This is a genomic window from Cupriavidus sp. 05N40 (assembly GCF_056397305.1).
This window is the reverse complement of the sequence record NZ_JBFTND010000185.1, coordinates 1-14690: the sequence shown is the minus strand read 5'-3', so window position 1 is coordinate 14690 and position 14690 is coordinate 1. Positions and strand designations below refer to the sequence as shown.

Here is a 14690-nt window from a genome sequence, read left to right as displayed (position 1 = left end):
CGACAGCGTCAGCATGGCGATCGCCAGCAGCAGGTAGCCGCTCATATCGAAGCGCGCCACGCCGTGCAGGCGGGCATTGGGCATGTAGCGCATGGTGGCCAGCCCGCCCAGCAGGCCCACCGGCACGTTGATCAGGAAGATCCAGTGCCAGGAGAAAGTCTGGGTCAGCCAGCCGCCCAGCGTCGGCCCGATCAGCGGCCCGACCATGCCCGGGATGGCCACGAAGCTGAGCGCCTGCAGGTACTGGTCGCGCGGGAACGTGCGCAGCACCGCCAGCCGCCCCACCGGCAACAGCATCGCCCCGCCCACCCCCTGCAGCACGCGCGATGCCACCAGCATGCTCAGCGTGCCGGAATACGCGCAGGCCAGCGACCCCGCCACGAACAGGCCGATGGCGGTCTGGAAGATGGTGCGCGTGCCGAAGCGATCGGCCAGCCAGCCCGATGCGGGAATGATCACCGCCATGGTCAGCGAGTAGGCGATCACCACCGACTGCATRCGCAGCGGACTCTCGCCCAGGCTTTTCGCCATCGACGGCAAGGCGGTGTTGACGATGGTGGAATCCAGCGTCTGCATGAAGAAGCCCACCGCCACCACCCACAGCATGATCCTGCGTGTGCGGTCGTCGGGCGCGGGCGGCGTGGCGGGCGTGGCGGGTGTGGCGGGGGTGGCAGTTGTGCCGGAGGTCGTGTCTCGCATCTGGATGGCCGGGCCGGGTATCGCTGTAGTGTAGCCTGCGCGGCAGGTCCTGCCAGACCGCCCCGCCCTCGCGCACCGGCCTCGCCCGGCGAGCGTCGAAGCCCCGCCTCAGATCTCCGCCCTCAGCCCCAGGAAGAAGCGCCGCCCCGGCGCCGGCTCGAAATAGCGGCCGTTGCTTTCGTTGACGATCACCGAGCCGATGTAGTGCCGGTCGGTGATGTTGTCGATGCGGCCGAACGCAAACCAGCGCGTGCGGCCCATGCGGAAGGCGTAGCCGGCGCGCAGGTTGAAGCTGGCGTAGCCGGGCGCGGCCTGGGTGTTGAGGTCGTCGGCAAAGACGCGCCCTTCCACGTGCATTTCCGCGCCCAGCGTGAGGCCGGCCACGGGGCGGTAGGTGGCCTCGAGGTTCAGGCTGTGGCGCGCGGTGCCGGGCAGCCGGTTGCCGGCGGCCACGGTCTGGCCCTGGGCGTTGAGGAAGGCGTCGCCGAAATAGGCATCGAGCCAGGTGTAGGCCAGCCCGGTGCCGAAGCGCTGGGCTGGCCCGAAGCTGCCGTGCCAGCCCAGCTCGAAGCCGCGCCTGCGCACGCCGTTGACGTTCTGGAACACGCTGCGGCCGTTGTCGTTGGACAGCGGCACGATCTCGTCGTGGCTCGCGGCGCCGAACAGGGCGGCTTCGACGCGCTGGTTCGTGCCCTGCCACTTGACGCCTATTTCGCCCTGCCGGCTGGTGGACGGGCTCAAGCCCAGGTTGGTGCCGGCGCCATTGGGGCCGTAGGCCACCTCGGTCAGCGTCGGGGTTTCGAAGCCACGGCCCAGGTTGGCGTAGACGTTGACGGAGTCGAGCGCTTGCCAGACCACCCCGAGCACCGGGCTGACGTTGTTGTACGTGTTGGTGCCGCTGTCGTCGGGACTGGCGGGGGTGATGAAATGATCGTCGATGCCAAGCCTGACCCGGCTGGCGCGCACACCGCCCACCAGCCGCCATGCGGGATGCCAGGTCCAGTCGAACTGCGCGTAGGCGCCGTAGCTGCTGGCGGTGTCGGTCTCATTGCGGCGCAGCGCGCCCTGCACGCCGTTCTGGTTGACGTAGCCGGTGCGCGCGTCGTGCATGCCGTCGGCCTCGGCGCCGGCGCTCCATGTCAGCGGCAGGCCGGCGAAGGTGGTGTCATGGTGCCAGGACAGCGCGGCCCCGCCAAAGCTGCGGTCGATGTCGACGATGCCTCCGGCCGAAGTCGGGGCGGCGCCGCTGAAGCCCAGGTACTGGGTCAGCGCGCGCGTGCCGCCGTAGGCGCGGGCTTCGAGGCGGTCGCGCTCGCCCAGGCGCTGCTCCCACACCAGCCCGCCCTGGGTCTGCCTGACGGTCTTGCCGGTGTTGAACTGCGTGGACAGCGGCACCGACTGGCGCGGGTTGGCATCGGCCTGCGCGCGCGTGAGGCCCAGGGGGTCCTGCGCCTGCGGCTGGTCGAAGATATTGAGCAGCGCGGTGAGCCGGGTGCCGTCCACCGGTTCGGCCACTACCTTGGCGTTGAGCTGGCGGCGCCGCGCCGCGCTGTGGTCGCGGTAGCCGTCGGTCTCGAAGGTCCAGGCGTCGAGCACGGCGCCGATCTTGTCGTTGCCGCCGCCCACGGTGACGCCGGTCGTCCACTGCCCGTCCGAGCCGAAGCCGGTGGAGGCGCGCGCCATCGGTGCCTTGGGCGGATCGGGCGTGAAGACCTGCACCACGCCGCCCGATGCATTGCCGTACATCTGCGCGAAGGGGCCGCGCAGCACCTCGATGCGGCTGGCGTTGTTGAGATCGAAGGTGGAAGCCTGCCCCTGGCCGTCCGGCATGGTGGCGGGAATGCCGTCGACGAACAGCCGCACGCCGCGCACGCCGAAGGTGGAGCGGCTGCCGAAGCCGCGCACGGCCAGTTGCAGATCCTGCGAATAGTTCTGGCGCTCGCGTGCCGCCACGCCCGGCACGCCGGTCAGCAACTCCGAGAGGTTGACCAGCGGGCTGGGGGCGGCCATGGGATCGACCGGCACGCTGTCGATCGCGGCCGGCGCGTCGAAGCGCTTCTGCTCGGCGCGGCTGGCGCTGACCACCACGTCGGGCAGCGTGTCGTCGGCAAAGGCGCCTCCCGAACCCGCGGCGAGCATGGCAGCAGCCAGGCAGCACAGGCGATGCAGGGGCCGAGGGCACCGGTGCTGCCCCGCGCGTGGCCGGGCGAGCCCGCACACCCGCTTGCCGCCCTGCGCGCCGCGCGCCCCGTCACCAACCATGTGCCCGCCCTGCGTTCGTTGATCGGATCCCTTGCCGCCGTTGCCGCATTCCGCCAGGGGTCGCGCAGCGTCTCATTTGGGCCGGATCGCGTCGGCGGTGCCCTGGATGAACGCCTTGATCTTCTCGACGTCCTCCATGCTCAGCTTGCCGGTGAAATCCGGCATGCCGCGCGCCATGGCGGGCCCCTTGAAGACGAATTTGTCCAGATTTTGAATATAGGCGGTGTTCATATAGCCCAGGTTGGGAATATTGCCGCCGCGGTCCACCCCCGGCACGCCGTGGCACAGCACGCAGTTGCTGACGTAGAGCGCGGTGCCGGCGGCGACACTGGCGTGATCGTACTTCACGCCCGACAGCAACTGGTCCGCGCGGTACTGCGCAAAGGCCGGCAGCGGCGCCTTGCCGCCTATCGCGAAGGTGTACACCGTGCCCGGCCCCTGGCGGTCCGTGGCGCGCTGCGCCTGGCCGTACACGCCGCCCCAGCCCACCGCGACGGACACGTACTGCTTGCCGTCCACCATATAGCTGACCGGCGCCGCGATCACGCCGGTGCCGGTGGGCGACTCCCACAGCTTCGCGCCGCTGGTGGCGTCGTAGGCGATGAAGCGCCCGTCCGCCGTGCCCTGGAACACCAGGTTGCCCGCCGTGGTGAGCGTGCCGCCATTCCACGGCGAGACCTGTTCCTGGGTCCATACCGCCTTCTGCTGCACCGGATCCCACGCGATCAGGCGGCCGAAGGGCTTGCTGGCGGGCGGTTCGGCATTGAGGATCTTGGCCGTGTTCCAGCCCACGTTGCCGTGCGGCTGGCCGGGCTGGCCGCCGTTGAAGGTCCAGTTCTTGTCGTCCATCAGGTTCAGCGGCACATGCTGCGCCGGCAGGTAGACCAGGCCGGTCTGCGGATTGAACGACATCGGGTGCCAGTTGTGCGCGCCGTAAGGGCCGGGGATGGCGTCGTAGGGCTTGTCGCCCTGGCGCGCGGCCGGCAACTCGACCGGGCGTCCGTTCTGGTCGTAGCCGCTGGCCCAGTTCACGTCGACGAAGTTCCTGGCCGAGATGAACTTGCCGTCGGTGCGGTCGATGACGAAGAAGAAGCCGTTCTTGGGCGCGTGCAGGATGACCTTGCGCGCCTGCCCGCCGATATTCAGGTCGGCCAGGATCATCTGCTGGGTGGAGGTGTAGTCCCAGTTGTCGCCCGGCGTTTCCTGGTAGTGCCAGACGTATTTGCCGGTATCCGGATCGAGCGCGACGATGGACGCCAGGTACAGGTTGTCGCCACCCGACGGGCTGCGCTTGCTGCGCGACCACGGCGAGCCGTTGCCGGTGCCGACGTACATGAGATTGAGTTCCGGGTCGAAGGCCAGCGTGTCCCACGCGGTGCCGCCGCCGCCAGCCTCCCACCATTTGCCGGCCGGGTCCCAGGTCTTGGCGGCCTGCGCCATCGATTCGTCCTCGAACGGCTTCGACGGGTCGCCGGGCACCGTGAACCAGCGCCACTTCTGCTCGCCGGTGCCGGCATCGTAGGCGGTGATATAGCCGCGCACGCCGTATTCGGCGCCGCCGTTGCCGATGATGACCTTGCCCTTGAACACACGCGGCGCGCCGGTGATGGTGTAGGAATGCTTGCGGTCGATGATGGTGTCCTTCTCCCACACCTTGCGGCCGTTCGACGCGTCCAGCGCGATCAGCCGGCCGTCATAGGCGGCGACGAACACCTTGCCCTGGTAGAGCGCCACCCCGCGGTTGACCACATCGCAGCAACCGCGGTAGCCGAGCGAGCGGTCGACCTTGGGATCGAAGCTCCAGAGCCGCTTGCCGCTACGCGTGTCGACCGCATGCACCACGCTCCACGAGGCGGTGACGTACATGATGCCATCCACCACCAGCGGCGTGGCCTCGACCCCGCGCGTGGATTCGAGGTTGTAGGACCAGACCAGCCCGAGCCCCTTGACGTTGTCGGCATTGATCTGGGAGAGCCGGCTGAAGCGGGTCTCGGCGTAATCCAGGCCATAGCTGGGCCAGTCCGGCGTCCTGGCTGCGTTGGCCTCGATAAAGGCGCCGTCGATGCTGCGGGTGACGGCGCGGATATGGTCGGGCGTGGCCGTCCGGGCCGCGGGCTTGCCCTGCGCGGCGGCCGGCGCGGCCATCGTCACGGCCGCGGCAGCCGCCAGCAGCACGCTCGCGGCGCGCCGATGGCGTGACAGAACGCGCGGCAGAACGCGCGACAGAATGCATGACAGAACCCGCATGGATTCGTGGCTCATCGTGTCTCCTCTCTCTTGTGCTTTTTTGCTTATTCTTCGGGGGGATGCGAAAGGCGCTGCCGGGGCCGCGGGCCGGCAGCATGGCGGACCTCCTCCGCCACGCTGCCGCATGCAGCAGGCCTAAGCATGTGCGTACCGCGCACCTTTTAAATACCCGGGATTACCCGCAGGGCGTCGGCCCGGTCGCCCGGCAAAGGCCGGGTGCGCGGCGGCGCCCCTCAGTAGGCCATGCAGACCGACTTGAGCTCGGTATAGGACTCGATGGCCGAGTAGCCATGCTCGCGGCCCACGCCAGACGCCTTGTAGCCGCCGAACGGCATATTGGGGTCGACGATGTTGTGCGTGTTGACCCAGACCGTGCCGGCATCGAGCCCGTCCACCAGGCGCTGCACGGCGCGCAGGTCGTTGCTCCAGATGCTGGCGCCGAGACCGTACTCCGAGCGGTTGGCCTCGGCCAGGACAGCCTGCGGATCGTCGAACGGCATGGCCACCACGACCGGCCCGAACACTTCTTCGCGCACCAGCGTCAGGTCCTTGCAGGCCGCGTTGGCCACCACCGTGGGCCGCACGAAATAGCCTGGACGGTCCGGCGCGGTGCCGCCCGCGATGATCTCCGCGCCTTCGCTGCGCCCCGTGCCGATCAGGCCCATGACCTTGTCGCGCTGGCGCGCCGACACCAGCGGCCCCATCTGGCTGGCCGGATCGAGCCCGGAGCCCAGCACCGTGGCGTTGGCCACCTTGCCCAGCCCTTCGACCACCTGCTCGTAGTGGCGGCGCGCCACGTAGAGGCGCGAGCCGGCCGTGCACACCTGCCCCTGGTTGAGGAAGATGGCGGCGGCCGCGCCGGCGATGGCGTTTGCCGGATCGCAATCGTCCAGCACGATGACCGGGCTCTTGCCGCCCAGCTCCAGCGATACACGGCGGATATCCTGGCCGCAGCGCGCCCCGATCAGGCGGCCTACCTCGGTGGAGCCGGTGAAGGTGATCTTGTTCACGCCGGGATGYCCGACCAGCGCCGCGCCGGTCGAGCCGTCTCCGGTGACCACATTGAACACGCCCGCCGGGAATCCCGCCTCGAGCGCCAGCTCGGCCAGCCGCAGCGCAGTCAGCGGCGTCTCCTCGGCCGGCTTGAGCACCACCGTGCAGCCGCACGCCAGCGCCGGCGCGATCTTCCACACCGCCATCAGCAGCGGGAAATTCCACGGCACGATGGCGCCCACCACGCCCACCGGCGTGCGCCGCGTCGAAGCGCTATAGCGCGTACCCGGCGGGAACGGCACCGAGATATCGAGCGTGCTGCCTTCGATCTTGGTGGCCCACCCCGCCATATAGCGCAGCCATTGCGCGCTGCCTGCCACCTCCAGCCCTTGGGCGAAGGCCAGCAGCTTGCCGTTGTTGAGCGTCTCCAGCCGCGCCAGTTCGTCGGCGTGCAGTTCCACCAGGTCGGCGAGCTTGAGCAGCAGCCGCTCGCGCTGGGCCGGCACCATGGCGCGCCAGGCGCCGCCCGCAAAGGCACGCGCGGCGGCGGCCACGGCGGCATCGATATCTGCCGCGCCACCCGCCGGCACGCGTGCGATCGCCTCGCCCGTGGCGGGATCGAACACGGCGAAGGTCTCGCCCGAGGCGGCCTGGCGCCATTCGCCGTCGATCAGCATGGCATTGCGGATGGCCTGATCCAGGTTGTTGCGGGCTTCCTTGGGTGCATTCATCTTCGTCTCCGGTGGATGTCGGCTTGCGCCTTGTTGTGGAGAACGAAGTTAGCATCGCGCCTTGGGGCGTGGCTTGTCTGGCCGTGCACAATGCTTGCCGATGCGTGCAAGCGCGCGTGAAGCAGGGAATGGCGCGGATCAGTGCGGCAGCGCAACACGGGCGGGCCGGGCGGCGCCCGCATGCCGCTGCCGCCATTGCGAGGGGCTCATGCCAAAGCGCTCGTGGAACACGCGGCTGAAATGCGCGGCATCGGCAAAGCCGAGCGCGAAGGCGATCTCGGTGATGCTGCGCCCCGCCTCGCCGGACAGGCGCTGCGCGGCCTGTCGCAGCCGGCGCGACAAGATGTAGGCATGGGGCGTCAGGCCGGCCTCGCGGAACAGGTTGTACAGCGTGCGGCGCGAAACGTTGAGCACCGAGGCCAGCCGCTGCACCGAGAGCTCGGGATCATGCAGGTGGGCATCGATGAACTCGGCCAGGCGGTGCAGGCGCCCCTCGCCCAGGTGGCTCGCCATGGCGGCGCCGGCCGCATCGCCGGCGGCCGGCCGGGCCGCCGCATGCACGCCCTGCAGCGCGGTTTCCATCAGCGATACCACCGAATCCTGCAGCACGGTCTGGCCCTGGTGATCCAGCAGGTGGCCGGCACAGGTGTCATGGAGCAGCGCGCCCAGCGCCGATACCGCGATGCGCGCCGCCCCTTCGCCCGGCAAGGCCTGGCCTCCCAGGCTCGCGGCTGCGTCGCGCCAGCCGAAAGCGCGCTCCTGCGGCACCAGCAACACCAGCACGCGGCTGCGCTCACCCATTTCGATGCTGTAGGGCTGCGCGGTATCGTAGATCGACCACATGCCCGCGCCGAGCGCAGCCTCGTTGCCGCGCTGCGCCACGCGGCTGTGCCCGTTCAGTTGCCAGAAGATCTTGAAGAAGCCGGCATCCGATGCCGCCGCGTGGCGCGGCTCGCGCGCCACGCGATGCGCGTCGACCTCCAGGTCCGCCACCGCGCAGGCGCCGAAGCGCGCATAGCTGAAGCTGCAATGAAAACGTCCGCTGCCCTGGCGCGAATATTCCAGCGGCAGGAAGCTGGTGTCGATCGCCTGGCGCCATTGCTCGAAGCTCAGGCCATTCATGCGGGACGAGATCTGCGGCAGGCATTGCACGGCTGGCATCGGGCATCTCCAGGGACCGGGGCTGCCGGCGGCGGTGAAACCGTCGTGCCGGCAGGGCCGAAAGCGGATCACAAGCCTAATGGAAAGCCGGTAGGCAGACAATGGGAACAATTACCCGGCCGAAGGCCCGCACGGCTTCGCCTGCGCTAGGGGCGCGCCTCGTAGATCAGGTTGAACGGCGTTTCCGTGGCCCGCCGGAAATGCCGGAAGCCGCCGCGCGTCACCACCTCGCGGATGCGCTGCTCGCCCGCCTGCGCGCCAAGGCACATCGCGCCTTCCTGCGCGCGCGAAGCCGGCGTGCAGATGAAGGTGGACGCCGAATAGAAGATGCGCCCCACGGGATTGAGGTTCTCCTCGAGCCGGTCCTGCGCGAACGGCTCCACGATCATCCAGGTGCCATCGGGCTTGAGGCTGTTCCACACATGGTGCGAGGCGCCCACGGGGTCGCCCATGTCGTGCAGGCAGTCGAACATCGCCGCCAGGTCGTAGCCGCTGCCGGGGAAGTCCTTGGCGCTGGCCACCTCGAACGTGACCCGGTCCGCCACGCCGGCGCGCTGCGCGGCTTCGCCGGCATAGCGGATCGAGGGCTCGTGGTAATCGAAACCGTGGAAGGTGGAGTTGGGATAGGCCTGCGCCAGGATGATGGTGGACGCGCCGTGCCCGCAGCCGATGTCGGCCACGCTGGCGCCCGCTTCCAGGCGCGCGCCCACGCCCTCCAGCGCCGGGATCCAGTCGGTCACCAGGTGCGCGGCGTAGCCGGGCCGGAAAAAGCGCTCGGTGCCGTGGAACAGCGCGGCGTCATGCTCGTGCCAGCCGAGGCCGGCGCCGGAGCGGAATGCCTCGATGATCCTGGGAATGGCCTTGAACTGCGCCACGGCGATTTCGAACGCGCCCGGGATGAAGGCCGGCCCGCCTTCCACGGTCAGCGCGAAGGCCTGCTCCTCGCTCAGGTGGAACTGCCCGGTGGCCGGATCGTATTCCACGAAGCCGCTGGCGGCCTGGGCCGACAGCCACTCGCGCACGTAGCGCGCATCGGTGCCGGTATCGTGCGCCAGCTCCTGCGCGCTCAGCGCCTTGCCGGCCAGCGCCTTGTACAGCCCGAGCTTGTCCCCGACCACGATGGTCGCGGCGTGCATCACGGCGCCGAGATCGTGCACGAAGTTGCCCATGAATGCGTTCAGCTTGCTTTCGTCGAGTGCCATGGCGGACTCCTTGATGGCGGGTGGGAGGAGACGGGGCGACCGCGGGGCGGCCACGGGCCGCTGGYGGTGGCACTACCCGTGTGCTACTTTTTCTGGGAGCGCTGCCGGTGCGGCGCGGCATCGCGGTGCCGCAGGCCCGCTGGCGCGCCCTACCGCATCCAATATCGGCCGGCATCGTTGGAATCACGGTTGGAATCACGGCAGGAGGCAGCAGCGTGAGGGCCACCGATCTCGCTTCAGCGCAGACCATCGCCGGCCTGGAAATCCGCCTGCTGGGTGATGTATGCGTGACCCGCCAGGGCGCCCCGCTGACACTGCCCGCCTCCCGGCGCACCCGCGCCCTGCTTGGCTACCTGGTGGCCGAGGGCACTGCCCAATCGCGGCAGGTCTTGTGCGACTTGCTCTGGGAAGGCCCCGACGACCCGCGCGCCGCCTTGCGCTGGAGCCTCACCAAGCTTCGTCCGCTGGTGGACCAGGCGGGCGTGTCTGGCGCGGGCGGCATCACCAGGCTGGTTGCCGACCGCGAGCGCGTGGCCTTTGCCGCGCACGGTGCGGCGATCGACATCGCGCGCGTCGACGTGCTGCTTGCCGCGGGGCCGCAGACAACATCGCTTGCCGCACTGGAGGAAGCAGCCGCCCTGCTGAAGGGCGAATTCCTCGCCGGCCTGGACCTGGCCAACTGCTATCGCTTCTATCACTGGTGCACGGCGCGGCGCGAGCGCTACGACGCCCTGCGCCGGGCCGTGCTCGCCGAGCTGGTTGCACGCCTGCACGCCACGCCTGCCCTGGCCCTGCCCTACGGCCGGGCCATGGTGGCCGCCGATCCGCTCACCGAATCCGCGCACGCCACGCTGGTCGCCCTGCTGGCAGCGGCCGGGCGCTACCCGGATGCCGAGCAGCACTACACCTATGCGCGCGACATGTTGCGGCGCGAGCTGTCAGCGCCGGCCGGCGGACCGCTCGATGCAGCCATCCACCATGCGCGCCGCGAAATGCACGCCCTGGGCGCATCGGGCACCGACGCGCAGGCTGCCGAGCTGGCCGGGCTGGCCGACGCCCCTGTCGCTGCACGGCCCGATCCGCAGCCCGATCCGGAGCCCGACCCGCAGTCAATGCCTTTGACAGGACGGCAGTCCGAATGCCGGGCCATCGCGCGCCTTGTCGCCGGCGGCGCGGACAGGCAGGCGCTCTTGCTCTTTCTCGGGGAACCAGGCCTCGGCAAGACCCGGCTGCTCGACCACTTCGCCGCCAGCGCCGCGGCTGCCGGCCTGCGCGTGCTCCGCGGCCGCTGCTACGAGGCCGAGATGGTGCGGCCCTACGGGCTCTGGCTCGATACCCTGCGTGGCATCGGCGCCGACGATGTGCCGGCCGCCGCGCAGCTCGCGGCGCCGCTGCTGGCGACCGGCGCGGGCAACCCTGCCAGCATGGCCGGCACCGTCCGCGAAGGCAGCCGCGAGCAGCTGTTCGGTGCCGCAGCCAGCCTGCTGCAAGCGCTCGCCGCCGCGCAGCCGCTCGCGCTGGCGCTGGATGACCTGCACTGGCTCGACGAGGGCTCCGCGGCCCTGCTGCACTTCCTGTGCCGCACGCTCGCGCCCGGCGCACGCATGATCTTTGCCGGCGCCGCGCGCTCGGGCGAGATCGACGACAATCCGTGGGCCAAGGGCATGCTCCATTCGCTTGCCCGCGAGGCACGCCTGCTGCGCATGCCGCTGGCACCGCTGGAAGCGCCCGATGTCGCGGCCCTGCTCGGCCCGGCAGGCGCCGCGATGGATCCCCTGGCGGTCGCGCGCGACAGCGGCGGCAATCCGCTGTTCGTCATCGAGCTCGCCCGCGCGCGCCAGCCGGCGCGCGACGATGCCGGCGACGGCCGCCTGCCGCGCCGCACGCTCGACACACTGATCGCAGAGCGCCTGGACGCGCTCGATCCCGTTGCGCACGAGCTGCTCACGCGTGCCTCCGCGCTCGGGCGCGAAGTGCGGCCAAGGCTGCTGGCGGATATCTCGGGTGTGCCGCTCGCCCAGATGCTCGACAGCCTCTCGCAGCTGGAGCGGCGCGGCCTGCTCAAGCCCACCGGCGAAGGCCATTTCGACTTTAGCCACGATGTGGTGCGCCAGGCAGCCTACCGCGCCATCTCCCCGCCGCGCCGCCGCGAAATCCATYGCCTGATCGCGCAGCAACTGGCCGCGGCCTGCGCGGACGACCCCCGCCTGCATGGCGAGCTGGCCCACCACGCCAGCCTTGCCGGCGATGCGCCGCTGGCCGCGCAGGCCTGCCTGGCGGCGGGCCAGCATTGCCTGTGCGTGTATGCCAACGACGAGGCCGCGGCGGTGGCCGAACGCGGCCTCGCGCAGCTCGGACAGCTGCCGCCGGGCGCCGCCCGCGTGCGCCTGGCCATCGGACTGCTGAAGCTGCGGGCCGTGGCCGCCACGGCAGCCGGTGCACGGCGGCTGCCCGCGCTGTGCGGCGCGCTGGAAGACGCCATCGGCGCCGCGCAGGCCCTGTCGCTGCACGAGGAGGCCGCGGCGGGCCTGCATATCCTCTCGTGGCTGTACCAGCAACGCAACGACACCGGGGGGGCCCGCCAGTGCACGCTGGAGGCCGAGCGCATGACGCGCAAGGCCGATGCCGCCACGCGCTGCCAGCAGCTCGCCAACACGGCCCGCTGCCTGCTCGAAGTGGAAGCCGACCTGCCGCGCGCGCGCGCCATGCTGGCCGAGGCCGACCCGCTCGCCGACACGCTCGACCTCCAGGTGACGGAACTGATGTGGGGCCACGGCCTGCTGGCCCGCGTGGACGGTGACCTGGCAGCCGCGCATGGGCACGTCGCTTGCGCCGTTGCGCTCTCCCGGCAGCGCCAGGATCACTGGCGCGAGTACGAATGCCTGGTCTGGCTGRCCACCATTGCCTTCGAGCTCGGCCGCTTCGATGACGTCACGGCGTGCTGCGCCGAGATCGGGCGGGCCGCCCAGCGCATGCGCACGCCGGGTGCGGCGGATGGCTCGCCGGCACCCGAATGCGACGAGGCCGACGCGCCGTTCGCCCGCGCGCTCGGCGCGCTGGCCGCGCTGCGGCCCGGCACGGATGGTGAGCAAGAACGGGCAGAGGCCGCGGGCGTGCTGGCGGCATCGCACGCGGCGCTGCGTGCGATGGACGACAAGGCACACCTGGCCTACGCACTCAACGCAGCAGCGGCAATCGCGCTCGGACAGGGCCAGCGGGACGCGGCCCACGCCTGTGCAAGCGAGGCGCTGGAAGCTGCCCGCGCCGTGCGCAGGCTGACCGAGATGGCGGTCGCCACGGCCTGCCTGGCGCAGCTGGCCGCCGCGGCCGGCGATGCGGCAGGCGCGGCGGCGCTGCTGGGCGAGCTGCGCTGGTTGCTGACCGGGCACCGCTGCAGCGCGCGCGCCGCGGCGGCGCTGGATCGTGCCCTTCAGGCATGCCGAGCCATTCCAACGCTCGCGCCAACGCTGGGACACTAGCCTAGAGGCATGGATGTTTTCACCACGGCAAGGAGTCCCGCCATGTCACGCATCATCGTTGAACGCAGCTTTGCCACGCCCCAGTCCGATGAGGACATGAAGATCGTGGCCGACCGCGAGCGCCCGTGCCTCGCGCTCTACAACGTCACCTGGAAACGCAGCCTGATCGCCTCCGACCGCAAGCGCATGGTCTGCGAGTACGAAGCCGCGGACGCCGAGACGGTACGCAAGATCCAGCACGAGGCCGCGGCCAGCTTCGACCGCGTATGGGTTGGCGACGTGGTGGAGTGAGCGGCGCCACGCTGTCGCCGCGCAACGCACACAATGCGCAAAACCTGTCTGCCGGCGGCCAACAGCTTGCTGGCGGCAGGCCGCTCCTGGCGCACAACGTGGTGCTTTTTCCCCACCACCGCCTCCGGCACGAGAAATGCGTAATGGTGCAGGAGCGCCGCTTCTGACAACCGTGCCCCACGGAGAAAACAGACAGGCAAGCGGCTATTGACGAACGGGATGCGCGCCGATGGGTCCGGCTCCCGCGCCCCCGATGACCGCCTGAAGGTTAGCCATGCAAAAACTGTCGCTACTTACACTGTGCCTGCTTGCCGTCCTGGCTGGCATGACCATGTTCATCTGCCTGTCGGGTGCGTTCACCGTGCGCGACACCGAATACGGGAGCGGCACCGCCATACTCTGCTATTTCGGCGAGACCGGATCGCACGACGCGTCCTTGTGGCGCGACCTCGGAGCCGGGCGCGCGGCAAGCCAGTGAAACAGACAATGCCGGGCGCGCGAGCGGCCCGGCGATCCCCTCGCAGCGTCGCTTCCCGTCGTCGAATCGCGCCCCATTTACATCACGTTGCGATATATATCGCGCCACTGCGAACCGCCCGCCACGGAGCGCGGATGCGACGGGAAAGCTAGCCCGGGAAAGGGTACTCCGTGTCGAACGCCGCAAATCGGACCTGCAGGAACTCGATCAGGCGTCGCTGCCGGTAGGATGGAAACCGGCTCTGCAGGAACACCAGCTGCAGGGGAATGCTGTCTTCGTACCAGCCGGGAAACAGCAGCACCAGGCGCCCGGTGCTCACGTCGGCGGCCACATCGAACCAGTTCTTGAACGCGATGCCGTGGCCCGCCAGCGCCCAGTCGCGCACCACGGCGCCGTCGTCGCTGGTGCGCCGCCCGCTCGCTTCGACTTCGAGCCGCGCCTGCCGCGACCGGAACGGCCAGCGCATGCGCGACTGCCCGCCGGGCGCCAGGCACAGCATCTGGTGCTGCGCCAGCGCTTCGGGCGAAGCCGGGGTGCCATGCGCGGCCAGATAGGCCGGCGCGGCCACCGCCACGCGACGCGTAAGCGCAAGCTGGCGTCGCACCAGGCCGGAATCCTCCAGCCATCCCACCCGCACCGCCAGGTCGACGTTGCTGCGATACAGGTCGGCCAGCGTGTCGCCCACCGACAGCTCCAGCGAAAGCTGCGGGTGCGCCAGCAGGAAATCGTCCAGCCAGCCGCGCAGCAAGGTGCGTCCGAGGTCGGCCGGCGCCGACAGCCGCAGCGCACCGGCCAGTTCCTCGCGCTGCTCCGCCAGCGCGCCCTCGCCCTCCTCGAGGGCCGCCAGCGCCTTGCGCGCCGCCTCCAGGAACACCCGCCCCTCCTCGGTCAGCCGCATGCGGCGGGTGGTCCGCGCGAACAGCCGCGCGCTCAGGCGGTGCTCCAGGCGGATCAGCGCCGCGCTCGCGGTGGCGGCCGTACGCCCGAGCTCGCGCGCCGCGGCCGAGAGGTTTTCAAGCTCGGCGGTGCGGACGAAGAGCTTGAGGTCGTCGAGTGAGTACATTCAAAGCTGGATTGATAAGGGCATGCAGAATTGCCACATTATCAAACCAAAGCCGATCCTGCACCACGCGCCTTGCCTCAGGCC

10 protein-coding genes are annotated in these 14690 nt (G+C 70.2%); 3 read left to right on the top strand and 7 right to left on the bottom strand.

The genetic code is table 11. The features are described from left to right. The 6 genes from AC1DO7_RS31730 to AC1DO7_RS31705 form a co-directional block, all read right to left on the bottom strand. A partial coding sequence (locus AC1DO7_RS31730) for an MFS transporter (protein WP_477116993.1) occupies nucleotides 1–699 on the bottom strand: 699 nt, incomplete at its 3' end. Between the two features lie 108 nt (nucleotides 700–807). Further along, nucleotides 808–2838, bottom strand: a complete 2031-nt coding sequence (locus tag AC1DO7_RS31725; RefSeq protein WP_441614970.1) for a TonB-dependent receptor family protein — start codon at nucleotides 2836–2838, stop codon at nucleotides 808–810. A 195-nt stretch (nucleotides 2839–3033) separates the two neighbouring features. Then, complete coding sequence (locus AC1DO7_RS31720; protein ID WP_441614972.1) at nucleotides 3034–5223, bottom strand: PQQ-dependent dehydrogenase, methanol/ethanol family; 2190 nt, start codon at nucleotides 5221–5223, stop codon at nucleotides 3034–3036. Between the two features lie 218 nt (nucleotides 5224–5441). Next, the gene (gene styD, locus AC1DO7_RS31715) at nucleotides 5442–6932 is read right to left on the bottom strand and encodes a phenylacetaldehyde dehydrogenase StyD (RefSeq protein WP_441614974.1); all 1491 of its coding nucleotides are present in this window, start codon (nucleotides 6930–6932) and stop codon (nucleotides 5442–5444) included. Nucleotides 6933–7070: 138 nt separating this feature from the next. Then, on the bottom strand, nucleotides 7071–8093 hold the full coding sequence (locus AC1DO7_RS31710) for a helix-turn-helix domain-containing protein (RefSeq protein WP_441614976.1): 1023 nt from the start codon (nucleotides 8091–8093) through the stop codon (nucleotides 7071–7073). A gap of 146 nt (nucleotides 8094–8239) precedes the next feature. Then, on the bottom strand, nucleotides 8240–9295 hold the full coding sequence (locus tag AC1DO7_RS31705) for a class I SAM-dependent methyltransferase (RefSeq protein ID WP_441614978.1): 1056 nt from the start codon (nucleotides 9293–9295) through the stop codon (nucleotides 8240–8242). A gap of 215 nt (nucleotides 9296–9510) precedes the next feature. Between AC1DO7_RS31705 and AC1DO7_RS31700 the strand changes: the two genes are divergently transcribed. The 3 genes from AC1DO7_RS31700 (at nucleotide 9511) to AC1DO7_RS31690 (ending at nucleotide 13543) form a co-directional block, all read left to right on the top strand. Further along, a complete protein-coding gene (locus AC1DO7_RS31700) occupies nucleotides 9511–12774 on the top strand; it encodes an ATP-binding protein (protein ID WP_477116992.1) in 3264 nt (1087 codons plus the stop codon). Nucleotides 12775–12816: 42 nt separating this feature from the next. After that, nucleotides 12817–13065, top strand: coding sequence for a nickel-binding protein (locus tag AC1DO7_RS31695; RefSeq protein ID WP_441614982.1), 249 nt, complete (start codon nucleotides 12817–12819; stop codon nucleotides 13063–13065). Nucleotides 13066–13339: 274 nt separating this feature from the next. Continuing rightward, entirely contained in the window at nucleotides 13340–13543 is a 204-nt protein-coding gene (locus tag AC1DO7_RS31690) for a hypothetical protein (protein ID WP_441614984.1), read from the top strand. 148 nt (nucleotides 13544–13691) lie between these two features. On the opposite strand, the gene AC1DO7_RS31685 is transcribed toward AC1DO7_RS31690, so the two are convergent. Continuing rightward, the gene (locus AC1DO7_RS31685; protein ID WP_441614986.1) at nucleotides 13692–14606 is read right to left on the bottom strand and encodes a LysR family transcriptional regulator; all 915 of its coding nucleotides are present in this window, start codon (nucleotides 14604–14606) and stop codon (nucleotides 13692–13694) included. Between the last annotated feature and the right edge of the window lie 84 nt (nucleotides 14607–14690).